Origin of the sequence: Endozoicomonas atrinae, from assembly GCF_001647025.1 — a bacterium.
GTDB lineage: Bacteria > Pseudomonadota > Gammaproteobacteria > Pseudomonadales > Endozoicomonadaceae > Endozoicomonas > Endozoicomonas atrinae.
In genome coordinates this window covers 1-24,161 of sequence record NZ_LUKQ02000082.1, presented here as the reverse complement: position 1 = coordinate 24,161, position 24,161 = coordinate 1, and the positions used below count along the sequence as shown (strand labels likewise).

Here is a 24,161-nt window from a genome sequence, read left to right as displayed (position 1 = left end):
ACCATTCGCACCGGAGTTAAACAGCTCAGAAAGGCTATGGGAGTGGATGCGGGAGCATGACTTATCAAACAAAGCATTTTCAGGTTATGAAAATATTGTAGATTGTTGCTGTGAAGCTTGGAATAACCTTTGCAGCGAAGCTGGTCGACTGTTCAGTCTGTGCTCCCGTGATTGGGCAGTTATACAGTAGTTAGAAAATTCAATTGGTATTACACCTTCCGCAGTTGCCAATAGCCAGCGGCAAAAACTGGCAGCCATGGGTATAGCGGCCAGACTGGTTAATGAAATGGCGAGTCGCAAGGAAGCTGATAGTAATAGGAGGGGTTCCCTGTACCGGCTCGGTGAAAAGAGTTGTTATGAGAATGTTCGGAACTCTCAGGCAGGGTAGCACCCAACAGAGGATGAGCTACTTATCTTTACCACCTCATCAGGTATCGCCCACACCTTAAGGACCTGGGCTTTGCCGGGCAGGCTAAAATGGAAGCCAATATCAATATTATGATCCTCACTGGCTTTATCCTTAACCGGTTTTATCTCTCCTTTTGGAATGAGAGAGCCAGCGTCCATGCTGGTATGTATTTCATACATCCCTCCAGATTAAACTAAAGTCCCCTTTAAGCAGGGTTGGCTGCTTTATACTCTTTCCGGCGCTTATGGAGCACAGGCTCGGTATAGCCATTGGGCTGCTCACATCCTTTAAATACCAGCTCACAGGCTGCAGCAAAGGCAATGCTCTTATCAAAGTCCGGTGCCATGGGCTGATAAGCCGCATCACCAGCGTTCTGCCGATCTACAATAACGGCCATACGCTTCATGGTTTCCATTACCTGTTCTTCTGAACAGATGTCATGACGAAGCCAATTGGCAATGTGCTGGCTGGAAATTCGCAGCGTGGCGCGGTCTTCCATCAGGCCAATGTCGTTGATATCTGGAACCTTTGAACATCCAACGCCCTGATCAATCCAGCGCACCACATAGCCAAGAATTCCCTGGGCATTATTATCCAGCTCTTTCTGGATCAACTCTGCGGATAGTTTGTTTGAATCAGGCATTACCGGAATTTGAAGAATGTCATCAACACTGGCTTTTTGACGGCTGGCCAACTCTTCCTGTCGGGAAAGAACATTGACCCTGTGATAATGAACGGCGTGAAGTGTTGCACCATTGGGAGAAGGCACCCACGCGGTGTTGGCTCCTGACAGGGGATGGGCAACCTTCTGCTCCATCATTTTTGCCATTTCATCAGGCATCGCCCACATGCCCTTACCAATCTGGGCTTTGCCGGGCAGGCCTGTGTGCAGACCAACATCAACATTTTGATCTTCATAGGCCTGAATCCAGGTAGACTGTTTCATTTCCCCTTTTGGAATGACAGGACCGGCTTCCATGCTGGTATGTATTTCATCCCCGGTACGATCCAGAAAGCCGGTGTTGATAAAGACAATGCGCTCTCTGGCCTCGTGGATACAAGCTTTCAGGTTTATGGAGGTTCTGCGCTCTTCATCCATAATACCGACCTTTAATGTATTGGCAGGAATATCAAGAGCTGCTTCGATACGTGAGAACAGTTTGCAGGTGAAGGCGACTTCTTCAGGCCCATGCATCTTTGGCTTCACGATATAAATGCTGCCTTCTCGGGAGTTCTGCTGGCTACCCGCCTTTTTCTTCAGGTCGTGAATGGCAATCAGGGAGGTGAACATACCATCCATAATACCCTCTGGAATTTCATTACCCTGGGCATCGAGAATGGCATCATTGGTCATCAGGTGGCCGACATTTCGTACAAACATCAGGCTTCTTCCGGGTAACACCAGTTCACCACCATCTGGCGCGGTGTAAACCCGGTCAGAGCTCAGCTTTCGTGTCACAGGCTTGTCACCTTTAACGAAAGTATCTTCCAGGTCGCCTTTCATCAGCCCGAGCCAGTTGCGATATACCTGAGCCTTGTCTTCTGCATCCACTGCCGCGACTGAGTCTTCACAGTCCATTATGGTGGTAATGGCAGCCTCAACGATCAGATCCTGAACATCGGCAGCATCGTCTCTGCCGATTACACCTTCAGAGTCAATCTGAATATCAATATGTAATTCATTGTTTTTCAACAGTATTGAGTCAGGGTTTTCGGGGAGCCCGGTATAACCACAGAACTTTTCGGGCTCTTTCAGGGATGTGATTAAACCGTCCTTCAAGGAAATGGCCAGGCTGTTTTCAAGCACCTGATAGCGGGTTGCTTCTTTATGGCTACCTGAAGCCAATGGAGCCGCTGTATCCAGCAGCTCACGACCGAACTCAATCACTTTCCTGCCACGAATCGGGTTATACCCTTTCCCCTTTTCTACACCCTCACTTTCTGGAATAGCATCTGTTCCATAGAGTGCATCATAAAGGCTGCCCCAGCGGGCATTGGCCGCATTCAAGGCAAATCGGGCATTCATCACAGGGACTACCAATTGTGGCCCTGCCTGACGCGCTATTTCGCTGTCGACATTACTGGTCGAGATGGAAAAATCATCACCTTCTGGAAGGAGGTATCCGAGCGCCTCAAGAAACGACCTGTACGCAGGTTTATTCTCCTCGGTATAGCGGTTTTGCTGGTGCCATGCATCAATCTTCTGTTGAAGTTCATCCCGGCGAGCCAGAAGTGCTTTGTTTTCAGGGGCAAGGTCATTAACCAACGCTTCAAGCGACAGCCAGAACTTCTCCGGATCCACGCCGGTTCCCGGAACAATGTCATTCACCAGTAAATCATGGAGTACCCGCGCTATTTGCAGGCCACCTTTCTGGACGCGTTCAGTCATTTTAACCTCACTTCCTGATTATCATTATTATGCAACTGACGTATGCATTATGCTGCAGCTATGTACGGGGAAAAGTCAACGAGTGGGCAGGCAGAATTTACCTCACAGACGGATAAAACCGCTCTCAAGCACAACAGTTCCATCCTCCATGTTATCGAAGCGAGGTTGTATTTCCAATTAACTACTGCAATGACGGATATTTATTCTATGAATGATGTTTTCTGACTGTTAAATCGAAAAATGGCCAGGAATAATCAAATTATGAGTGCCCAGACCGGGGATTTCTGTTTCACCGACCAGTGCCATGGTCGACTCAATCTCTTTATGAATGATCTCGAGGGCCTTTGCTACACCTGCCTGGCCTGCTGCACCCAGTCCATAAACAAAGGCTCGCCCAATAAGAACTCCCTGAGCGCCCAGCGCAATTGCTTTAAGTACATCCTGACCACTGCGAACCCCACTATCCAGTAATACTGAGACTTGCTTATTGGCTGCTTCTACGATTCCTGCCAGAGTTCTGATGGTTGAAGGAGCTCCATCCAGTTGGCGCCCTCCATGGTTAGAGACAACCACGGCCTGAGCGCCTATATCAATCGTGCGATTTAAGTCTTCAGTGTTCAGTACCCCTTTAATGATCAAATACCCATCCCATTGATCACGAATCCACTCCAAGTCCTTCCAGCTTAAAGAGGCATCCAGCTGCTCTGACGTCCACACGGCAAGAGAACGCAGGTTTGTGACTCCCTTTGCATGGCCAACAATATTCCCGAAAGTACGGCGTGTTGTACGAGCCATCTTCAGGCACCAGCCAGGGTGGTTAAGGAACTGCATCAGCGATGAGACTGTCAGCCTGGGTGGTGCCGATAGCCTGTTTTTTACATCCTTATGCCTTTGCCCCATTATTGGCAAATCCATGGTTACCACCAGCGTATTACAACCAGCATTTCTGGCTCTCTCCATCAGCTGCCGGGTAAAATCACGATCTTTAAAGACATACAATTGAAACCAGAAAGGCCGACTGGTCTGGCGGGCAACATCTTCAATTGAACAGATACTCAAGCTAGACAGTGTAAAGGGAACACCAAATGTTTCTGCAGCCCTGGCTGCAAGAATCTCACCATCAGCATACTGCATGCCTGCCAAACCAACAGGTGCAAGTGCAACCGGCATCGTTACTGGAGTCTTTGCCATAAGTGAGGTGGTGTTTCTTTGGGCCACATCAATCCCAATCCGCTGTCGAAAAAGCAGATCATTAAAGTCAGAGTCATTTCTTTTATAGGTACTTTCAGACCAGGCCCCTGAGTCTACATAGTCATAGAACATTTTCGGCACACGTTTTCTGGCGAGAGTCTGTAAATCATGAATAGAGCAGACTTTTTCAAGGCTTGAGAGAGTGGTACACATATTATCTGCCCAAATTCACTCAGTGTTCGATAAATCTAGTGGGCAAAAACAATTGTGCAAAATTAGAGTGTTATTCCCGGTCAAGATAGGAGGCTGTGGGACATAAAAGAAAGCCCTTTTCTTTTGGCTAAAAGAAAAGGGCTTTTTAGATAGGACTTTCTCTGGCAAATCAGTCGTCCAGAACAACACCCTGCTGCTGCTCAGAGATTAACAAGTAGTATGACTCGGCCATAAATTCCTTGCACTCTTCGGCAACATCAAACAGTGCATGCTCTGCTTCAAGGTCACTCAGCCAATCCATTTTCTTCTCCAGTAATCCAACTGATTTTGTACTTCTTTAACGGAGGATAACGACTTAATTTCCTCTTCTGTTTCGCGCAAATCAGCGAAAGCAACCAAATTAGAACACATAAAAACAAAGAGCAACAGTACTAATTGTTATCTTTTGATGTTATTTGTTTGAATGGGTAAGGGTTAACCAAATAATCACTCTTCAGCCACTGATTTAATAATCTGTCTCAACCATTGATGTGCAGAGTCATGATGGAGCAAAGGGCTCCAGGCCATGGATAGATCAAAGGATGGAATGTCAAACGGAGGCCTGACAACAGCAAGTTTTGTACTAAAGCGTTCGATATCTGCAAGCCGGCTGGGGAGTGTAGCAATCAGATCATTCTGAGCAGATAACAGCATTGCCACCTGATAGTGGCGTGTAAACACACTGATTTTACGTTTTTTGCCAACAGCCGCCAATGCTTCATCAACCCATCCCAGACGCTGTACATCTTCAGGATTAACCCCGACACCAACACCCATGCCGGTTTTACTGGCCCAGATATGCTGGGATTGAAGATAGCTGTCCAGTGTAAAGTTATTCAGTATGGGGTTTTCTCTGCTCACCACACAGGAAAAGTCATCCTGCCAGATCCGGGATTGATAAAACGACTGAGGCAGACTATCAAAACGGTTAATGGCCATATCGACCCACCCCTGCTCTACATCGTGAAAGCTCACATCACTGGGCGTTAAGACATCCAGTGTCACGCTCGGTGCCAATGAACGCACCTGCTTCAACACTAGAGGAATAAGGGTTGACTCGGCATAATCAGAAGCCATGATCCTGAATACCCGCTGACTGATTTCAGGATCAAACTTCTCTTTTGGCTGAATCGTTTTCTCCATGGCCAGCAGAGCTTCACGAATCAGTGGCTGGAGTTCAAGTGCACGTTCTGTTGGCGTCATCCCTTCGCTGGTCCGGATTAACAGAGGATCATTAAACAACTCCCGCAGTCTACGAAGCCCATTGCTCATAGCAGGCTGTGTAATTCCTAACTGTTCAGCGGCACGGGTTACATTCCGCTCCCTGAGCAGAACATCCAGATAAACCATCAAATTCAGATCAACGCGTGCAATATTCATTCTATAAATACCCGAGATAACTCTTATAAATTACCAGAATCTATCTCAGGTGTTTAGGATGGTCTGCGTAAATCAAACATTTGTTTGAATTTAAACGGTCGCATAACTACACCTCGCTTTCCGGGGGAGGAAAAATAAGATGGCTCGCTATAACCGCTCCGAAGAAATTGCCCGCATTGAAAAAGACTGGGCGGAAAACCCTCGCTGGAAAAATGTAAAAAGAACCTACAGTGCAGAAGACGTTGTCCGTCTGAGAGGCTCTGTCAAAATTGAAAATACCATTGCCAGACAGGGTGCCGAGAAGCTCTGGGATCTGGTGTATGGTAACCAGTCTAAAAAAGGTTATGTAAACTGCCTCGGCGCCCTCACCGGTGGTCAGGCAGTGCAACAGGTTAAAGCAGGCATTGAAGCGATCTATCTTTCCGGTTGGCAGGTTGCGGCAGACAATAATACTGCCAGTACTATGTACCCTGACCAGTCTCTGTACCCTGTTGACTCTGTACCAGCGGTAGTCAAACGCATCAACAACAGTTTCCGTCGTGCTGACCAGGTTCAGTGGAAAACGGGTAAGCAGCCAGGTGACGAAGGTTATGTTGAGATGTTCGCTCCGATTGTTGCTGATGCAGAAGCAGGCTTTGGTGGTGTACTGAACGCCTATGAGCTGATGAAGGGCATGATCGAGGCTGGTGCTGCCGGCGTCCACTTTGAAGACCAGCTGGCTTCTGTTAAAAAATGTGGCCATATGGGTGGTAAGGTACTGGTTCCAACCCAGGAAGCAGTACAGAAGTTGATTGCTGCACGACTGGCTGCTGACGTTGCTGATGTACCCACCATTGTTCTGGCGCGTACCGATGCCAACGCTGCTGACCTGATTACATCTGACTGCGACGCCTACGACGCTCCATTCCTGACTGGCGAAAGAACCCCTGAAGGTTTCTTCCGGACCAAAGCAGGCATTGATCAAGCCATCGCTCGTGGTCTTGCTTATGCTCCATATGCAGATCTGCTGTGGTGTGAAACTGCGACTCCTGATCTGGAAGAAGCCCGTAAGTTTGCTGATGCGATCAAAGCTGAGTACCCGGACCAGCTGCTGGCTTATAACTGCTCACCATCCTTTAACTGGAAGAAAAATCTGGACGATGAAACCATCGCCAAATTCCAGCAGGAACTGAGCGATATGGGCTACAAGTACCAGTTCATCACTCTCGCCGGCATTCACAACATGTGGTACAACATGTTTGAACTTGCTCATAACTACGCTCAGGGTGAAGGCATGAAGCATTATGTAGAAATGGTTCAGGAGCCAGAGTTTGGTGCTGCTGAAAAAGGCTACACCTTTGTTGCTCACCAGCAGGAAGTTGGCACCGGTTACTTCGACGATATGACTACCGTTATCCAGGGAGGCCAGTCTTCTGTCACTGCATTGACCGGTTCTACTGAAGAAGAGCAGTTCTAACCTCATCAAAAAGAGCCCTTAATTATCCATGAATTAAGGGCTCTTACCCCTCGGAATAAAGCCTTTTGGCTAAACCAGGACATTTACTCTTCAATACTTCCTCAAAAACAGAAGCCACTTTTTCTGGTGATGCCCTGAGATGACTGTCAGTCATTAATGTGTCTAATAGAAAACCAGCAGACCGGCACCTATTCAAACGGGACTGTTCAAGGATATCCCGATACTCTTGCCCTGACAGAATGCATTTAAACATGAGCTCGTTCGCAAGTTGTTTGGTTCTGTAATTAGGCGAAGCATCTACGAAGTTCTGGTAAATCTTATTTAACGGTCTAAAAGCCATCTCTTTCCCCATACACCTGGATTCCAAGGTAGCATTCCTGCGTGTGCTTTCAGGGAGTGGGGATATGAGTCTGTCAGCGAGCGAACGACGAAGTTCGGTTCCATCATGAGCATTGGTTTGGTGGGATGTCAGATACGAAGAAGTATCCTTAAGAATTTGAGTCGCTCTTCTTGTAAAATCTTGTGAACTAAAAGTGCAATGAATGGCCGCATTTGCTGGATTCACAAATCTATTATTCAGTTCACGATGGAATGCTTCTACATCATCGGAATTTATTTGTGCGGAATTAAGCAACGTATTGGTAACTCTTAAAATCTGGGTGGCCCATTTTTGGGCTAATGCGGAACTGTATCTACCACACAGATTAAGCGCCACTCTGTGAACATCTTTTTTATTGACTTGTTGCTGCTCATCATTAATAACGAACGTACCAGAACCAATTACCTTTGGGATCGCCGGCAACATCTCTCAAACCTCTACTGCCTCAGAAAACACTTAAGCGCACAGCCCTTTCGATTCGATGTTCCTTGATAAGTTCAATTATGAATAAATTACACTACTAATTTTTTCAGAACTGAACTCACGACTGCATTGGCCTCCTGCTTAGCCAATTGAATATCCTCTGCATCAGCAATCATCAAGGCAGCTTCTGCCATTGCTGCAATCGCCATTCTACTTAATAATTTCTGACGGTAATGCTCTTTCTCCCCTTCCTGCTGATTGATCAACAGGCTTTCGGCGCGGGCAGTGACAGGGCTTTTTTTCCAGCGCTCACGCCCTAGAATTGTAGGGCTGTCAATCAAAACGACCTGCCTGAATCCGGGGTCATCACAGAGATCCAGAAAGGCCTCCCAGATCGCCATAAAACGTGTTGCTTTGTTACCAGAACGTGGTTCATGCTGGATAGCAAGAATTCTGGATACCATAACATCATTGACTGCCTGGAAAAGTGCCAGTTTATTGCCAAAGTAATGGTATACAGGACGGGTTGTGAGGCCACAGTCACTGGCAATCTCTTCCAGGGAGGTATTTGCATAGCCGTTTCTACCAAAAAGGCGACAGGCGCTATCAAGAACCTGTTGTCGTGTTTCTGCCCTTCTCTCTGCCTGCGTCTTTCTTTTTTCCACCACTGATCTACTACGACCCTTATATACGAAATTAATAAAAAAGTTGATTTATGCAAGGCCATTGCATAAGTTATGCAACATCATTACATAAATCAGAACAATAAGAAAATGAGCCCATTACTCCAGAAAGCATTCAGTCCGGCGAAGCTGGGAACTCTTGAACTCCGTAACCGTATCATCAAGGCGGCCACCTTTGAAGGTAAGACACCGGATGGCATTCCAGGTGAGGCGCTGCATCAGTTTCATCGTCAGTTCTGTGAGGGTGGCGTTGGGATGACCACTATTGGTTATTGCACAACAGACCCTGATGGTCGTGTGAATGACCAGATGATGTATATGGGCGATTACGTCCGTAAGCCACTGGGCGATATGATTGCCGATTTGAAGTCTACCGGTGCTAAAGTCTCCGGCCAGATGGCCCACTGTGGCCACTTCTCCAAAAACCGGAAACTCCAGCGCCTGAAGCGCCCTAAAGGCCCTACTGCCATGGTTAACCCATTAGGCCTGACCGTTGGCAAGCCCTGGTCTGACGCAATGACCGAGAAAGACATCGACTACATGGTTAATACCTATTATGAAGCCGGTGTCATGATGAAAGAGATTGGCTTTGATGCCATTGAAGTGCATTTTGGCCATGGCTATGGACTGAGCCAGTTTATCAGCCCCAAGACCAATAAGCGGACAGACCGTTATGGCGGCAGTCTCAATAACCGTATGCGCCTTCCTCTTCGAGCCCTGGAGGCTGTCCGCAAAGCAGTGGGTGATGATTTCCCAGTCCTTGGAAAAATGGGACTGACAGATGCGGTTCGTGGTGGGTTATCGCGTGATGAAGCCATTGAAGTGGCTGCGCATCTTGATAAAGGCGGTATCGACGCTCTGATTACCAGCGGTGGTACCAGTAGCTACAACGTCATGCACATGTTCCGCGGAGATTCGATCGCTGAAGGCATGGCGGAGTCACAGACCAACCCAATCATGAAAGCGGCTTTCCGCTTTATGGGGCCCAAGATGTTCAAGGAATACCCATACGAGGAGCTCTATTTTCTGGAAGGTTGCAAGCGAGTTCGTGACCGGGTGAAAAATGCTCAGCTGGTTTATATCGGTGGTTGTCATACCATGGAAAGTCTGGAAACAGTCATGGCAGAAGGTATCGATTTTGTGCAGATCGGCCGTGCACTGATCAAAGACCCGAACTACGTTAAAAATGCCATGGCTCAGCAAGGCAACTACGTTAATGGTTGTACCCATTGCAACCGCTGTGTCACCACCATCGAAGTCCCTGGTGGTGTCCACTGCCCTCTCAATATCAAGCATGAGCAGGTTGCATGAAATTCACTGACCCGACAACGCAGAAACGTCTCGAGGCAATGGCAGTTTTGGTATGCAGTCTGTATCTGTACCACTACTTTGGTTTATCGTGGCTGTTTTTCGCCCTGACGTTTGCCCTACCCGATCTCTCCATTTTGGGGTATCTCAGGAGTAAGTCATTTGGTGCCTTTACCTACAACCTGGTGCACTGCTTTATCTGGCCAACCCTTTTACTGGTTGCAGGCCTTACGCTGGAGATCGTAATGGCGCAACAGATTGGCCTGGTATGGCTGGCGCACTGTGCATTCGATCGCACGATCGGCTGGGGGCTGAAATATGAAGACAGCTTCTGTCATACCGATCTGGGGACGAATCAACTGCCTATCGATACACCGCTACTGAAATAAAACGACCGGATTGATCTGATCATGAAAATTAAAAAAGGACATGTCGCCGTTATTACCGGTGCTGGTGGAGGTTTGGGCCGTGCTCTTGCTGAGCAGCTGGCCGGTCGAGGTTGCCACCTGGCACTTATTGATATCAACCCGCAGGCTCTGGAAGAAACCAGGGCAAAAGTACAGCAGCCGGGTATTGATGTGCTGTTGTTCACCACGGATATTGGCAATCGTGAACAAATGGAGCAGATGGCCAGTGCTGTGATTGAAAAATTCGGTACTATCAATTTACTGATCAATAACGCCGGAATCACCATTCAGAAAAGTGTCGCCACCCACTCTCTAACGGACTGGGAACGAATGATCAACATCAACCTCTGGGGAACCATCTACGGCTGTCACTTCTTTATGGATGCACTGAGAACAGCCAAACACGCTCATATTGTTAACCTGTCCAGTATGGCTGCTTATACCGGGTTGCCTAATCAGGGGTCTTATTGTGCAACCAAAGCGGGTGTGCGCGGACTAAGTGAAACGCTCTGGTCTGAGCTGAAAGACGATGGTGTCGGCGTAACCTCAGTCCATCCAGGCTGCATCAAAACGGAAATGATTCAGGCAACTCTGAAAGAGTCTGACAATATCGCGGTTGCCAAAAGAAATTACAAAATGGCTCAGAAAATGGGCGTTACCGCAGACTTTGCAGCTAATGAAATTATTGAGGCCGTTGAGAAAAACAAAGTTCGTTTGAGAATTGGCAGAGACGCCATCATTTTGGACATTGTCAAACGCCTGCTCCCCACTGCGATATTGAAGCCCATGGTTAAGATTGCCCGACAATCCAGAGCCGCCTGAGGCTACCCAGAGATTTTATCTGATGAAAAAAATAATAATAAGAGCGGCTTTAGCATCAGCTATTGCCTCATCAGCACCGATTTTTGCTGAAAGTAATGCAACAACACCTGAGCAACCCAATATTATTATCCTGCTGGCTGATGATATTGGTTACGCAGACCCTGGTTTTCGGGGCTCCGGTATCGAAACCCCTGCCCTGGACAGTCTTGCCGAAGAAGGCATGACCCTTGACCGCTTTTACACGACGCCCATTTGCTCTCCAACCCGTGCAGCACTGATGACTGGCCGGGATCCCATGAGGCTTGGTGTTGCCTACAGTGTTTTACTGCCATGGGACAGCGGCGGTGTTCATACTGATGAGCATTTTATGCCGGAAAGTTTCCAGGAAGCCGGTTACCAGACAGCGATGTTTGGTAAATGGCATCTTGGGCATTCTCAGCAGGTGTTTCACCCCAATGAGCGCGGCTTTGACCATTTCTATGGCCATCTGCACACCGAAGTTGGTTACTACCCCCCCTTTAACAACCTCGGAGGTTCGGACTTTCAGGTTAACGGCCAAACACTGGCCGGCACCGTAACCGGGGAGAAAGGTGGCTCAGAAGGCTATGAAACCTTCATGCTGGCCGATCAGTCATCCGAATGGATCAGAAACCGTGATAAGAGTCGTCCATTCTTCCTTTACCTGCCCTTCCTGGCACCTCATGAACCCCTTGAGGCTCCCGATGAGCTGGTTGAGAAATATCGTGATATGAAAGATGAGCGCCCACCGGCAAGAAGCCCGTCGGATAAAATATCACGCCTTGCCAAAGTGACTGGAGCAGAGAGTCGTCGTCCATTATACGCCGCAGTTGTTGATGCCATGGATCAGGCCGTTGCCAGGGTACTAGACACCCTGGATGAGGAGGGCATTGCCGACAATACGATAGTCATGTTCTTTTCCGATAATGGAGCAACACGAGTATACGGTCGTGGTGGCGGTGACAACACACCATTTCGTGGCGGTAAAGGGGAAGTCTATGAAGGCGGAATACGAGTCGCCTCCGTTATTCGCTGGCCTGAAAAGATTCCTGCCGGCTTAAACCTTGATCAGGCCATGACGGTTATGGATGTTTTTCCGACGCTGGCAAAAGCAGCAGGCGTTTCTCCACAGAACCAGCTGGAGTTCGACGGCATCGATATGACACCTGCCCTTCTGGACAATAAGGAAGTCTCCAGGGATGACACGATCTTCTTTGCCTCAGAGATTCCTCTCTATAACTCCTTTGGCTTTACCGCCATTGATGGTGACTGGAAGCTGGTTCAGTGGCTAACCATGGATCCCATGGCCACCACCGTGACCCACGAACTCTACAACCTGGCTGAAGATCCGGGAGAGTATAATAATCTGGCCAGTAAGCACCCTGGCCGGGTCGGAAAAATGTCTCAGGAAATACTCGATCATCGGGCGCTTTATCCTATCAATGGTACCAGAGCCCGAATATCCTCACCGCCCGGCTGGCACCCACCCAAAGACTGGGCCAGTTATCCTCGACCTGTTTCAGAGCTTCAGGAACTACCGGCTTCCAGCATGGCTCCCTCAAAAAGATCTGAACATTTGCTGGACTACCTTCATGGTGACCGGGGACGGTTGATTTATAACTGCGATCCTCTGGATATTCCACTCGTTGGAAAAACCTGTATTTGATAAAATCTTATTTAAGCTTCATTTATGGAAGTCGAACCAGACATGAAACTTATCACTCAAACAGCTATGAAGTTTTCCTAAGCATGAAGGGAGCCATACCCACTGTCCATTTGGCTCCCTAATAACACCCAAACTCATTCGCCTCAAAGCATTTATTAATAGTTCCAAAATTCATAAATTCTAATTCTTGATATTTTCATACTATCGCTGATTGCTTGTATCAGTCATATATTCATGAACTTACCTAAGAACATCAGGTCATGTATGAGAAGATTATTGATGAGTGGGATACTCTTGCATGAATGTATCATCAGGGGATATAGGAAAGTGCAGAATAATGATGTCGAAATCAGAGCCTGTTTCTGTCAATACCAGTGCAAAGTCCCGATTCAGAGCCCATTCACTCAGTCTTATGCCAGCTGATTTTATACCAGTTACCTCCCAGCAAAAAAACAGAACAGCTTCAACAGCACCCTGTTACTCATTACCAGAAAGGCTGCCCCAGGTTTGTTATCCGCACAGTCATCTGCGCCAGGGCAATTCGTGCCCAAGTGTAGTAGTAAACCCTTTTGAATTGACGAAAGATTTGATATGTAGAGCGGATCCTTTTTCAACTTCTGAAGCTGAACTACTGCAAAGGCTGCCAATAGCACCAGACCCGACGCCTCGTCATTATTTGAGCGAACCACGGCTGGATCTGCCCTCAAATCCTCTGGAGGTGATGCAGTCACCCCCTGAGCTATTGGCTCACTGTTTTCAGTCAGTTACCTTTTATGTGGCGGATGGGAGTGACTCAACGGTTACTTTACTCGGGGATCACCCTGCTCAGCTTACACAACAGGGTGTTTCACAAAGTACTGCATCATTAGATACGATTGAAAGCTTACTGGACAGTTTGGCCGCCAATAATGAACGTGAGAAACGGTATCTTGGTGACGGAGATATTATTATCATCATTTGCAAGCGCACCTATCGCCATGCCGCACCCATTACAGCACTTGCAGACATACTTAACTATCTTGGCCACCATTACTCTGCAGGAGGAGTAATAGTGTTATCTTCTTTAATTGGGTGGATTGATAGCCTTTTTAAAATTGGTGAAAAGAAAAGAACATACAATTCACTCTTCTTATCATTATGCGAAACCATTAATCAATTCCTGAATAAGACAAAGAGAATAATTCCAGAAACAGCCCGTTCTTTTTTTAAAAAACTTTATTATAACTGTTCGTTAATTGCTGCAGCCTGTACAGTACCTGCGGATATTTTTTCTCATGCTTATGATGCAGGATTTCTTAAATCAAAATATGTTCCATCGATGATATGCCCATTAGTTATTACTATTCCAACGCTATTGACTGCAATCAAAACATGCATAAACTTTAAAAAAACCCCTCCCATTAACGAGAATATTGAGTTTAATATTTTAAAAGCCTGTAACCTGGTGCTTGAGCATATCGCCATACATGGGGCTGCAGGGACCATCAGTGCAGATGTTGCCGTCTATGTTGGTCATCCAGAAATAGGCATGATTTTAATATTATTCATGGGTTTTATTGGCTTATGTGATGGCTTGGTCCAGTGTGGGGAGCGCCTCGATAAAGGTAATATTAACTGCAGATTACCACGACCTCTTCAACGTTTTTTTCTTTTTATGTATCACTCTTTTCATAAGCTTGCGGCCAAGGCCCCTGAGTTCTTAAAAGACTCTTATCTTGATATAGCCCTTGTAGGAATGGCCAGTACGATTATCGCTGATACGTTATCATACTTTGGAAAATCAAGTCAGACTGTCACTAAAATACTCTGTCCTTCAATTGTGACTCTGATGACATCGCTCAGTGCAATACCTTCTATTTGTCCAGCCATTATTAATAGACTGACGAAACCACCGACACCACGAGCTCATTTCTTAATACACGATGATTCCATTCAAGAGATTTGAATCTCGTGTTGGGATCCAGCAATTATTTGCCCATAACTGCTAATCATGGACTATCTTGTAGATTGGCTAGGATTGCGAGCTCTTTAGAGACTTTCAGGCTACCTGCTCGTTTTAGGCATTTTGAGGTTGTTTATTCATCAGGATTATGAAAGCGGAACCGAAAATCACTTTATTTCCAAGTTTCAAGACACTCAGCTGCGCATTCCAACAGATCAGAGGACATATACGGAACACACCACTCATTAAATCAGATTACTTAAGTAATCTGATTAATGGTGATGTGCTGATCAAAGCTGAATCGTTACAGGTTACCGGTGCATTCAAATTCCGGGGTGCTCTTTACAGGTTGCTCAACCTCACAGAAAAACAACAAAAACAGGGTGTTACTGCGTATTCTTCAGGAAATTTTGCTGCGGGGCTGGCTGCAGCCGGTCAAATACTCAATATTCCGGTTCACCTGGTAATGCCACATGATGCCCCAGGATCCAAAATACAAAATGCAAAAAAATATGGAGCCCATGTAACCCTCTGCGAGTCAAGCTATCCTTCCAGGGAAGAAGCTGCATGTAATATGGCGAAGGAATTGGCTCTATCCCGTAACGCAACACTTTTACACCCATTTGATGACTATGAAATAATTATCGGACAAGCTTCAGTGGCGCTGGAACTGCAGGAACAGCTTGAGCAGTCTGGCATACGCTGTGACCACTTGCTCTGCCCTGTTGGAGGTGGGAGTCTGGTTGCAGGGGCAAGCCTGGTTTTTGGATCTAGCGCTCAGGTGTGGGCCGTAGAAGTTAATGGCTATCATGGCATGAGTCTTTCACTACTGAGTGGTAATCGCTGTCGGGCCAAGGGAAATATACCTTGTGGCTGTGATGCATTGATGGCCCTTGAACCAGGGGTAGCTAATCTGGACATCACACTCAAAACCGGCGTCAAGGGTGTTACCGTAAACTCTCAGAATATTAATCAGGCCGTCAGGCTCGCTTTTAGCGAAATGAACCTCGTTTTGGAACCCAGTGGTGCTGTTGCTATTGCAGCGATAATGGAAAACCCGGAGCTTTTTAAAAATAAAACAGTGGTTGCTATTGGCAGTGGAGGTAATGTTGACGCAGAGAAGTACGCTTCCATACTGCAATCAAAATAGGGCAGAAAAGCCTGAATCAGGCAGAAATCCAGCTCCGAATATGGTCCATAAGAACCCTTATTTCAACTGGCTTCTGTAAATAGTCATCCGCACCGGCCGCTCGACAGAGTAATTCGTCATCTTTTAGCATGCTGGCCGTCAGCATAATCACGGGCATTAAGCGAAACTCTACTTTACCCCGCAGATGTTTCAGTACTTCACATCCATCCATGACTGGCATCATCATATCCAGAATCAGCAGCTCAATCCTCTTATTTTCTTCCAGAAAATCAAGCGCCTGCTGACCACTCTCCGCCAGATGAACCTTGAGCCCGTAACTTTCCAATAACCGTGAAAGAGCAAAACTGTTTCTCAGATCATCATCCACCAATAACACTTCCTGACCTGTGAAGGGTTCAGTAATATCTTCTTCGCTGACAATAATAAATTCACTGTTGACATTCCTAATGGATTTTTCAGTGGTAACCAGTGTTAATGGTGGAAGTATCAGTGAAAAGGTTGAACCCTGGCTTTTTTTACTCTCCAGAGTTAAATCTCCCTCAAGCATACGCGCCAGCTTTCTCGAAATGGAGAGCCCAAGCCCCGTCCCTCCATACTTCCTACTGGTCGAACCGTCAGCCTGTTTGAACATATGGAAGATGCTTTCGTGCTTATCTTTAGGAATTCCTATACCACTATCTGTAACCTGAAAAACCAGCCCCTCTGATGAAAAGTCCTTCCCAACGCGCCATGTTTCTTTGTGGATCAATAACTTTACTGAGCCGCCTTTAGGGGTAAATTTAAAAGCATTGGCTAATAAATTCTTGAGGATCTGTTTAAGTCGCTTCCGGTCTGTATGTATCCACTCTGGCAGGTTCGGAGCACAAATAACTTCAAAATCAACCTCCCTTTCTTTACTGATTGGCATAAATTGATCCGTTAGACTGCGCCAGATATCACCTAGTAGAATATCTTCCTGATAGATACTAAGCTCACCTGCCTCTGCTTTCGACATGTCCAGAATATCTTCAATAATTTCCAGTAACTCATTGGCACTATTGAAAATTATCTGGACAGAGTGAACTTGATCAGAGGTAAGGTTCCCCTCATGATTCTCGGCCAGAATACTTGCCAGAATCATTAAACTATTAAGTGGCGTTCTTAATTCATGGGATACGTTAGCCAGAAACTGCGATTTATGATGACTGATTTTTTCAAGCTCAGCGGCTTTTTCCTGTAAACGCTGGTTGATTTCCTGTAATTCGTACTGGTGTGTTCGCAACGTATTTCTGGACTCAACCAATCGATGGTTATTGGACTCAAGTTGAGCAGTTCGTTCTTTGACCTGTTCTTCCAGAGTCTCTGCCAGCTTTTTCAACTCAAGATTTCGATAATAAATTTCCCTGGTTTTTTCTTCAGCTATTTTCTCGGCTTGAAGACGAGCGGCTTTCTCCCGTTCATAGCGTTTTTCCCAGGCTTTATCGTCCATCCGCAATTAACCTTCCAGAGTCAAATGAAAGCGAGCTTCGGTACCGTCACCAGTTCCTGGTAACGGCTCATAATGAATCGTCAGGTTTTCTCCAAAATGGATGCCGCATCCTTTAATCAAGCCAAAAGCCAAGGGAGCAAATGGGCGGTGAGACGCATAGTGAAGTTCCATGTGACGTTCATCAATACGTTTACAGGTTAACGTTGGGGGATTAGCCTCAGGATAAAGCTTCCGCACTTCTACATGAATGTATTCCTGAACTTTACTTAAAAACTCAAATGAGCCTTGTACACCATCAAAAAATTCAGGATGAACTTCGTTGAATCGGCCAAACAGGTACTCACCAAAAACAAACTGCAAATCTGCAGGATTAACGCCACTTACAGAAGACAGTTTGATAACCAGCTTCAAAACTTCGTGATGTGAGTAGGTACCCAGAGAGGTATAGCTTCCACCGGAGGGCAAATCGGCAGTCTCGATTATCTGTTCCGCGACTTCGACCGAGAAGCGCGACTCCACCATTTCAATGAATTCAGTGAAAATGATGCCCTTCATCTGCAGTAGCCCCAAACGCAATTAGATGCTACTTATTGTCGGCAGCAGGCACAAAAGTATTTATCAGATATTAAAGTCGGATTGATTTTTAGGCAGGATAGGATGACAGATGGAAAATATACATATCTGAATCAATGATTACCTGCCCTTCCCAGGGAAGGACAGGCAAGATGATAAGATTAAATATTAATCGATCACATGCACAGAAGCGGTATTCGTAGTGCCTGACTCAACCAGAGCACCGGAAACCATAACAACAAGGTCGCCAGACTGAACAAAGTTGTGCTTCACAGCCAGCTCTTTACCCAGCTTGTAGAATGCATCGGTGTTTTCCTGCTGTGGTACCAGGCTGGTGGTAACGCCCTTGCTCAGACTCAACTGGTTAGCTGTCTTTTCAGAAGACGTCAGAGCCAGAATCTGGGCTTTAGGGAAGAACTTACGCAGTGAGCGTGCAGACTTACCCTGTTCAGTGGCAACGATAATCAGCTTGGCTGCAAGGATATCAGCGGTCTTAACCGCACCACGACATACCGCCTGAGTGATACTGCGGTAGTTGTCGATCTCAGCATCGAAATCTTCAACACGCAGTTCCATGCTACCGTCAGTGCTGTTACAGATGGTCGCCATGACAGCAACTGATTCTGCAGGATATTTACCCTTCGCACTCTCACCAGACAGCATAACCGCGTCAGTACCGTCCAGAATAGCATTGGCTACGTCACCAGCTTCTGCACGGGTTGGACGAGGATTCTTGATCATGGAATCCAGCATCTGCGTAGCGGTGATAACCGGCTTACGGGCATGGTTACACTTGTTGATCATCATTTTCTGGGCAAAGATTACCTGATCAACCGGGATTTCTACACCCAGGTCACCACGGGCAACCATGATCGCATCAGAAACAGCCAGAATTTCGTCGAAGTTATCAACGCCTTCCTGATTCTCAATCTTGGAAATGATCTGGATTTCCTGGCCGCCATTGGCATCCAGCAGCTCACGGATCTCTTTGACGTCACTGGCCTTACGGATGAAGGAAGCGGCGACAAAGTCAACACCCTGTTCGCAACCGAAGACCAGATCCGCTTTGTCTTTTTCGGACAGAGCAGGCAGGTTAACCTTAACACCCGGCAGGTTTACACCTTTGTTTTCACCCAGTTCACCATTGTTCTTAACTTCACAGACGATTTCCTGAGCCTTGACTTCTTTTACGGTCAGCTCAATCAGTCCGTCGTCCAGCAGCACAGTGTTACCAGGTTTCAGGTCAGCAGTCAGGCCTGCATAGGTAACGGCTACGCGAGTGCTGTCTCCAACAACAGATGTGTCGGTAGTCAGAGTAAATTCCTGCCCTGCAGTCAGCATGACGTCATCGCCATTCTGCAGTTTAACAGTACGGATTTCAGGGCCTTTGGTATCCAGAAGAATGGCAACCCGCTTACCGGTTTCAGCCATTACTTCTCGCAGACGGGCAATACGGGCACCATGCTCGTCAAAGTCACCATGGGAGAAATTCAGTCGCATCACATTCATGCCATTGTCGACCAGCTTGGTCAGCATTTCATGGGATTCAGACTTAGGGCCGATGGTACAGACGATCTTGGTCTTTCTCACTGGAGTTTTCTCCGTCAGAGGGGGGGGTTAGTGTGATTGGCGGTCAGGTGAATGATGCCCCGACGCTTTGATGGGGGCGGATATTACCGCAAAAACGAAAGAAAACCTTGGCCTTTTTGCAATAAATCCGTCGTTTTAGATCAGTAATTTCCGAAAAGGTGTTTAATTAATCATCAACGATAATAACTTATGAAAAGGCTTGTTAAACAGTGACTTATTATAGAAAGAATCGTTATTTATGACTGACTGAAAATTGCCCTGTTCAGGTAGTCCTGGAATCCGATAAAACAGGGCTTCAGACAATTAAACAAGTCGTTCTGCGGAAACAACAATACCGTTTAAATCTGCATAAAGGAAATGACCAGGAATAAAATCGGTGCCATGGAAGCGAATCGGTATATTGACCTCTCCAAGTCCTTTTTTATCCGTTTTCATTGGATGGGTAGCGAGAGCGTGAACCCCCAGCTGGAGTTGCGAAATCACTTCCACGTCCCGGATACAGCCATAGACAACAATCCCCTGCCAACCGTTACTGACGGCCTGTTCTGCCAGCATATCACCCAGCAATGCCCTTCTAAGGGAACCACCTCCATCAACGACCAGTACCTTACCCTGACCATCACTGAAAACCTGCTCCCGAACCATGGAGTTATCTTCATGGCATTTGATCGTGACAATCTCACCACCAAAAATGGTTTTCCCGCCAAGGCTTTTAAAACCTGGCTCAACCACCTGAATTTTATCGGCAAAGTCATCGCACAGATCAGGGGTAGTGAAGCTCATTATTATTCTCCCATGGCAATTATGGCTGAAATGATAAACAAAAAGACCACAAGCTTCACAGCGCTTTGTAAAGTTTATGGTCTTTGAGTAACAGCCATAAATGGCTGCAATGCCGATATGGCAATCTACTATCTTGGGTCTTACAGAATCATTCAGCCAGATAGAGCCAGGTTTCCAGAACCGAGTCAGGATTCAGGGAAACCGTATTAATCCCCTCTTCCATCAACCAGCGGGCAAGGTCTGGGTGATCACTGGGTCCCTGGCCGCAAATACCGATGTATTTACCCTGCCGACGACAGGCCTGAATAGCCATCGACAACAGTTGCTTTACCGCAGCATTGCGCTCATCAAAAAGGTGGGCAATCAAGCCCGAATCCCGATCAAGTCCCAGAGTCAGCTGAGTCATATCGTTCGAGCCAATGGAGAAGCCATCAAAGTAATCCAGAAACTCATCAGCTAACAGTGCATTGGATGGCAGCTCACACATCATGATGATCTTCAGATCATTTTCGCCACGACGAAGTCCAAAATCTGACATGATTTTGATAACCTGGTGAGCTTCATCCGGCGTTCTGACGAATGGCACCATCAGCTCAACATTGGTCAAGCCAAACTCTTCCCTCACCCGTTTCATGGCCCGGCACTCAAGCTCAAAACAATCTCTGAATGATTCCGAGATATAGCGGGAAGCACCGCGGAAGCCCAACATCGGGTTCTCTTCATGAGGCTCATAGATCTTTCCGCCAATCAGGTTGGCGTATTCGTTAGACTTAAAGTCTGAGAGTCGAACAATAACCTTTTCAGGGGCAAAAGCTGCAGCAATAGACGCTACACCTTCAACCAGTTTCTCGACGTAAAAATCAACAGGATCACCATAGCCCGCCATGCGCTCATCAATCTGCTGTTTGACGGCATCAGGCATGCTGTTGTAGTTCAGCAAGGCCTTGGGATGAACACCAATCATCTTATTGATGATGAATTCCAGTCGAGCAAGACCGACACCGGCATTAGGCAGTCGGGAGAAACTGAAAGCCCGGTCAGGATTACCCACATTCATCATGATCTTGAATGGCAGCTCTGGCATCTGATCCAGATCTTTCTTCTGGTGATCAAACGGAAGCTCACCTTCATAGATAAAGCCGGTATCCCCTTCGGCACAGGAAACGGTAACCGCCTGACCATCTTTCAGTAGATCGGTAGCATCACCACACCCGACGACCGCTGGAATACCCAGCTCTCTGGCGATAATGGCTGCATGGCAGGTACGCCCGCCACGGTTGGTGACAATGGCTGAGGCACGTTTCATGACAGGTTCCCAGTCCGGATCCGTCATATCCGTCACCAGGACATCACCATCCCGAACCCGATCCATATCCGCCAGATCATCCACCAGGCAGACTCTACCCTGACCAATGCGCTGGCCAATGCTTCGACCTTCTGCAAGGATATTGCCCTGCTTCAAGAGGCGGTAACGCTCAAGGGTTCTGGACTCAGTTCGGCTTTGTACTGTCTCAGGCCTGGCCTGAACCACATAAAGCAGCTGGTCATCCCCATCCTTGGCCCACTCGATATCCATTGGTCGGCCATAATGCGCTTCGATTGCCATGGCCTGACGCGCCAGCTCCAGCACATCGGCATCATTAATAGAAAACTGCTGACGCTTCTCAAGGTCGACATCCACAGTTTGAACCGATCTCCCGGTTTCTCCGGCATCACCGTATACCATCTGAATGGCCTTGCTGCCCATATTGCGTCGGAGAATGGCAGAGCGCCCTGCTTCCAGAGCGGGCTTGTAAACATAAAATTCATCCGGGTTCACAGCCCCCTGAACCACTGTCTCTCCCAGACCATAGGAGGAAGTGATAAATACGGCATCACGGAAGCCTGACTCGGTATCCAAGGTAAACATCACACCAGCAGAGCCTGTTTCACTCCGGACCATCCGCTGAATACCCGCCGACAATGCCACATCCCGATGATCAAAGCCCTGATGCTCGCGGTATGAAATCGCACGATCATTAAAAAGAGAGGCAAAGACTTCTCGAACTGCTCGCAGAACATTCTGTGCGCCGCGAATATTCAGAAAGGTTTCCTGCTGTCCGGCAAAGGAGGCATCGGGCAGGTCTTCCGCCGTTGCTGATGAGCGAACGGCAACCGCAAGATCATCCTGATCACCACAGAGCTCACGATAGCTGTTGACAATGGCTTCTTCAAATTCGGGTCGGAATGGCTCATCCATAATCCATTGGCGAATTCTGGCGCCTGCCTGCGTTAATTGCTGAATATCATCAATATCCAGTGCATCCAGCAGGGTATGAATACGATCATACAACCCTGAACCATCAAGAAAGTCACGATAAGCCTCTGCGGTAGTGGCAAAACCACCGGGCACACGAACCCCTGCCTTGCCAAGATGGCTGAGCATTTCTCCCAACGAGGCGTTCTTTCCACCGACTCGCTCTACATCACTATTGCCCAGAGCATCCAGGCCCACTACAAACTCTGGTAAAGATGAACTGTTCAAGCCACTCTCCTGCCTGTACTTCAAAGGATTACCATGGGTTTCACCGTTGAGAATACACCGACTGCGCCAGGTGCCTGTCAGAATTTAAGTCTGATCGGCTCCCAGGCCATCAAAAAGGCTGTCATAGTACTGCTGATAAGACGACACTGGTTCTCTCATCGGGAAGAATCCGGTATAGTTTGTTAGAAAATGTTATAGATTGGAAGAGTTTTTTAGCTTGGAATGCATTGTTTTTTTAATGCGTACCAGAAACTTCTAAAAATGGTATTTTTTCGAGACGTTAATCACAAAATTGCTGCTGGAGTGTATTGAATGGAGCGATCAGTTTTTTTTATCTCTGATGGTACTGGCATTACCGCTGAATCGTTTGGGCAAAGCCTGCTTGCCCAGTTTTCCGGACCTAAATTTCGTCACAACACTCTGCCATATGTTGATACCTCCGAAAAAGCAGTCCGGGCTCTAGCCCTTATTAAAGAAACACATCAGCATGAGGCGGTTCAGCCTATCGTCTTTATGACCGTGCTCAATGAAGAGGTCAGCAAACTTCTGCATACCAGTGGCGCTTATATTATTGACCTTTTTGATACCTTTCTTCCCGGCCTGGAGATGGAATTAGGCTCTCACCCGCTGTATACCGTTGGCAAGAAGCGCTCAACAACCAGCAGCGACAGCTATCACCGACGCATCGAAGCGGTTCAGTTCGCGCTTGATAATGATGATGGTGCCCGTATCCGGCACTATGAAAAGGCCGATATCATTTTGCTGGGAGCTTCCCGTTCAGGTAAAACACCAACCTGTATCTATCTAGGATTACAGTTTGGCATCTTTGCCGCTAATTACCCTATTACCGAAGATGATCTTGATAAAGGCATCAAACTGCCTGACTTTCTGCGGCCCCATAAAGAACGTCTGTTTGGGTTGACTATCAATCCGGCCCGACTCTCGGGCATCAGAAATGAGCGGCGACCAAACAGTCGCTATTCATCAATCAGGCAGTGCCAGCATGAAGTACAAATGGTGGAACAGATCTACCAGCAGGAGCAAATCAGCTATATAAATACGACTGAATTTTCCGTCGAGGAAATTGCGACACGGATCATGGATCAAGCGAATTTAACACGGCGGTTAAAATAGAGCCTGTAAATAATTCTGTGTAAACGCCACCAAAACTATTACTCCTTGAACCGGTCAGGAAACATAATTTCAAACCGGTTCATGGCTGCTTTCCAGTTCCTGATCGGCATGGTCCATTTCTCGGAAGCTTTTTCCATGGCCAGATAGATTACCTTCATGACTGACTCATCAGTCCGAAAAATCTTCCGGTTCTTGATCGCCTTACGAATGACGC

Annotated in this window: 20 protein-coding genes and 2 pseudogenes; 9 read left to right on the top strand and 13 right to left on the bottom strand. The window is 47.1% G+C overall.

Annotated elements, in window-relative coordinates; translation table 11 throughout:
* Positions 1-190: pseudogene (locus AK963_RS35350) on the top strand (IS630 family transposase); the annotation flags it as partial.
* A 185-nt stretch (positions 191-375) separates the two neighbouring features.
* Here the strand turns inward: AK963_RS35350 and AK963_RS13215 are convergent.
* The 5 genes from AK963_RS13215 to AK963_RS13195 all read right to left on the bottom strand — a co-directional run bounded on the left by AK963_RS13215 (position 376) and on the right by AK963_RS13195 (position 5,621).
* Positions 376-588, bottom strand: a complete 213-nt coding sequence (locus tag AK963_RS13215) for a hypothetical protein (RefSeq protein ID WP_066015928.1) — start codon at positions 586-588, stop codon at positions 376-378.
* Between the two features lie 26 nt (positions 589-614).
* Positions 615-2,798 carry a malate synthase G gene (locus tag AK963_RS13210; protein WP_066015927.1) on the bottom strand — a complete coding sequence of 728 codons (2,184 nt, stop codon included), beginning with the start codon at positions 2,796-2,798 and terminating at the stop codon, positions 615-617.
* Positions 2,799-3,026: 228 nt separating this feature from the next.
* The gene (locus AK963_RS13200; RefSeq protein WP_066015925.1) at positions 3,027-4,202 is read right to left on the bottom strand and encodes an alpha-hydroxy acid oxidase; all 1,176 of its coding nucleotides are present in this window, start codon (positions 4,200-4,202) and stop codon (positions 3,027-3,029) included.
* Positions 4,203-4,371: 169 nt separating this feature from the next.
* Positions 4,372-4,503 (bottom strand): hypothetical protein, encoded by a 132-nt coding sequence (locus tag AK963_RS36625; protein ID WP_274520519.1) that lies wholly within the window; start codon positions 4,501-4,503, stop codon positions 4,372-4,374.
* Between the two features lie 185 nt (positions 4,504-4,688).
* Positions 4,689-5,621, bottom strand: a complete 933-nt coding sequence (locus AK963_RS13195) for a LysR family transcriptional regulator (RefSeq protein WP_066015924.1) — start codon at positions 5,619-5,621, stop codon at positions 4,689-4,691.
* A 139-nt stretch (positions 5,622-5,760) separates the two neighbouring features.
* On the opposite strand from AK963_RS13195, the gene aceA reads away from it, so the two are divergent.
* Positions 5,761-7,077 (top strand): isocitrate lyase, encoded by a 1,317-nt coding sequence (gene aceA / locus AK963_RS13190; protein ID WP_066015923.1) that lies wholly within the window; start codon positions 5,761-5,763, stop codon positions 7,075-7,077.
* Between the two features lie 43 nt (positions 7,078-7,120).
* On the opposite strand, the gene AK963_RS13185 is transcribed toward aceA, so the two are convergent.
* Together AK963_RS13185 and AK963_RS13180 are read right to left on the bottom strand one after the other, a co-directional pair.
* A complete protein-coding gene (locus AK963_RS13185) occupies positions 7,121-7,882 on the bottom strand; it encodes a hypothetical protein (protein ID WP_066015922.1) in 762 nt (253 codons plus the stop codon).
* 86 nt (positions 7,883-7,968) lie between these two features.
* Positions 7,969-8,544 (bottom strand): TetR/AcrR family transcriptional regulator, encoded by a 576-nt coding sequence (locus tag AK963_RS13180; protein WP_238593725.1) that lies wholly within the window; start codon positions 8,542-8,544, stop codon positions 7,969-7,971.
* Between the two features lie 108 nt (positions 8,545-8,652).
* Between AK963_RS13180 and AK963_RS13175 the strand changes: the two genes are divergently transcribed.
* The 6 genes from AK963_RS13175 (at position 8,653) to AK963_RS13145 (ending at position 15,875) form a co-directional block, all read left to right on the top strand.
* Positions 8,653-9,873: an NADH:flavin oxidoreductase gene (locus tag AK963_RS13175; protein WP_066015920.1), complete on the top strand. Its 1,221-nt coding sequence runs from the start codon at positions 8,653-8,655 to the stop codon at positions 9,871-9,873.
* The gene (locus AK963_RS13170) at positions 9,870-10,259 is read left to right on the top strand and encodes a DUF4260 domain-containing protein (protein ID WP_066015919.1); all 390 of its coding nucleotides are present in this window, start codon (positions 9,870-9,872) and stop codon (positions 10,257-10,259) included. Before AK963_RS13175 ends, AK963_RS13170 begins: the two co-directional genes overlap by 4 nt.
* Positions 10,260-10,280: 21 nt before the next feature.
* Positions 10,281-11,099, top strand: a complete 819-nt coding sequence (locus tag AK963_RS13165; RefSeq protein ID WP_066015918.1) for an SDR family NAD(P)-dependent oxidoreductase — start codon at positions 10,281-10,283, stop codon at positions 11,097-11,099.
* A gap of 22 nt (positions 11,100-11,121) precedes the next feature.
* On the top strand, positions 11,122-12,783 hold the full coding sequence (locus tag AK963_RS13160) for a sulfatase-like hydrolase/transferase (RefSeq protein WP_066015917.1): 1,662 nt from the start codon (positions 11,122-11,124) through the stop codon (positions 12,781-12,783).
* A gap of 298 nt (positions 12,784-13,081) precedes the next feature.
* The gene (locus tag AK963_RS13150) at positions 13,082-14,728 is read left to right on the top strand and encodes a hypothetical protein (RefSeq protein ID WP_139117393.1); all 1,647 of its coding nucleotides are present in this window, start codon (positions 13,082-13,084) and stop codon (positions 14,726-14,728) included.
* 145 nt (positions 14,729-14,873) lie between these two features.
* Complete coding sequence (locus AK963_RS13145; protein ID WP_066015914.1) at positions 14,874-15,875, top strand: threonine ammonia-lyase; 1,002 nt, start codon at positions 14,874-14,876, stop codon at positions 15,873-15,875.
* Positions 15,876-15,891: 16 nt separating this feature from the next.
* On the opposite strand, the gene AK963_RS13140 is transcribed toward AK963_RS13145, so the two are convergent.
* The 5 genes from AK963_RS13140 to ppsA all read right to left on the bottom strand — a co-directional run bounded on the left by AK963_RS13140 (position 15,892) and on the right by ppsA (position 22,813).
* Positions 15,892-17,343: an ATP-binding protein gene (locus tag AK963_RS13140; protein ID WP_066015913.1), complete on the bottom strand. Its 1,452-nt coding sequence runs from the start codon at positions 17,341-17,343 to the stop codon at positions 15,892-15,894.
* Positions 17,344-17,349: 6 nt separating this feature from the next.
* Positions 17,350-17,898 (bottom strand): heme NO-binding domain-containing protein, encoded by a 549-nt coding sequence (locus AK963_RS13135; protein WP_066015912.1) that lies wholly within the window; start codon positions 17,896-17,898, stop codon positions 17,350-17,352.
* A 186-nt stretch (positions 17,899-18,084) separates the two neighbouring features.
* Positions 18,085-19,506 (bottom strand): pyruvate kinase PykF, encoded by a 1,422-nt coding sequence (pykF, locus tag AK963_RS13130; RefSeq protein ID WP_066015911.1) that lies wholly within the window; start codon positions 19,504-19,506, stop codon positions 18,085-18,087.
* A 303-nt stretch (positions 19,507-19,809) separates the two neighbouring features.
* Complete coding sequence (gene rraA / locus AK963_RS13125) at positions 19,810-20,289, bottom strand: ribonuclease E activity regulator RraA (protein WP_066015910.1); 480 nt, start codon at positions 20,287-20,289, stop codon at positions 19,810-19,812.
* 148 nt (positions 20,290-20,437) lie between these two features.
* Positions 20,438-22,813 (bottom strand): phosphoenolpyruvate synthase, encoded by a 2,376-nt coding sequence (gene ppsA / locus AK963_RS13120; protein ID WP_066015909.1) that lies wholly within the window; start codon positions 22,811-22,813, stop codon positions 20,438-20,440.
* A 312-nt stretch (positions 22,814-23,125) separates the two neighbouring features.
* Between ppsA and ppsR the strand changes: the two genes are divergently transcribed.
* Positions 23,126-23,947 (top strand): posphoenolpyruvate synthetase regulatory kinase/phosphorylase PpsR, encoded by an 822-nt coding sequence (ppsR, locus tag AK963_RS13115; protein ID WP_066015908.1) that lies wholly within the window; start codon positions 23,126-23,128, stop codon positions 23,945-23,947.
* 38 nt (positions 23,948-23,985) lie between these two features.
* Here the strand turns inward: ppsR and AK963_RS32020 are convergent.
* Positions 23,986-24,161, bottom strand: a pseudogene (locus tag AK963_RS32020) (IS256 family transposase); the annotation flags it as partial.

Coding starts and splice junctions, on each gene's coding strand:
- AK963_RS13160 (WP_066015917.1), top strand. CDS start 11,122: ATGAAAAAAATAATAATAAGAGCGGCTTTAGCATCAGCTATTGCCTCA.
- AK963_RS13150 (WP_139117393.1), top strand. CDS start 13,082: ATGAATGTATCATCAGGGGATATAGGAAAGTGCAGAATAATGATGTCG.
- AK963_RS13165 (WP_066015918.1), top strand. CDS start 10,281: ATGAAAATTAAAAAAGGACATGTCGCCGTTATTACCGGTGCTGGTGGA.
- rraA (WP_066015910.1), bottom strand. CDS start 20,289: ATGAGCTTCACTACCCCTGATCTGTGCGATGACTTTGCCGATAAAATT.
- AK963_RS13135 (WP_066015912.1), bottom strand. CDS start 17,898: ATGAAGGGCATCATTTTCACTGAATTCATTGAAATGGTGGAGTCGCGC.
- AK963_RS13145 (WP_066015914.1), top strand. CDS start 14,874: ATGAAAGCGGAACCGAAAATCACTTTATTTCCAAGTTTCAAGACACTC.
- AK963_RS13175 (WP_066015920.1), top strand. CDS start 8,653: ATGAGCCCATTACTCCAGAAAGCATTCAGTCCGGCGAAGCTGGGAACT.
- AK963_RS13200 (WP_066015925.1), bottom strand. CDS start 4,202: ATGTGTACCACTCTCTCAAGCCTTGAAAAAGTCTGCTCTATTCATGAT.
- AK963_RS13210 (WP_066015927.1), bottom strand. CDS start 2,798: ATGACTGAACGCGTCCAGAAAGGTGGCCTGCAAATAGCGCGGGTACTC.
- AK963_RS13140 (WP_066015913.1), bottom strand. CDS start 17,343: ATGGACGATAAAGCCTGGGAAAAACGCTATGAACGGGAGAAAGCCGCT.
- AK963_RS13170 (WP_066015919.1), top strand. CDS start 9,870: ATGAAATTCACTGACCCGACAACGCAGAAACGTCTCGAGGCAATGGCA.
- AK963_RS13185 (WP_066015922.1), bottom strand. CDS start 7,882: ATGTTGCCGGCGATCCCAAAGGTAATTGGTTCTGGTACGTTCGTTATT.
- ppsR (WP_066015908.1), top strand. CDS start 23,126: ATGGAGCGATCAGTTTTTTTTATCTCTGATGGTACTGGCATTACCGCT.
- aceA (WP_066015923.1), top strand. CDS start 5,761: ATGGCTCGCTATAACCGCTCCGAAGAAATTGCCCGCATTGAAAAAGAC.
- AK963_RS13215 (WP_066015928.1), bottom strand. CDS start 588: ATGTATGAAATACATACCAGCATGGACGCTGGCTCTCTCATTCCAAAA.
- AK963_RS13195 (WP_066015924.1), bottom strand. CDS start 5,621: ATGAATATTGCACGCGTTGATCTGAATTTGATGGTTTATCTGGATGTT.
- AK963_RS36625 (WP_274520519.1), bottom strand. CDS start 4,503: ATGGATTGGCTGAGTGACCTTGAAGCAGAGCATGCACTGTTTGATGTT.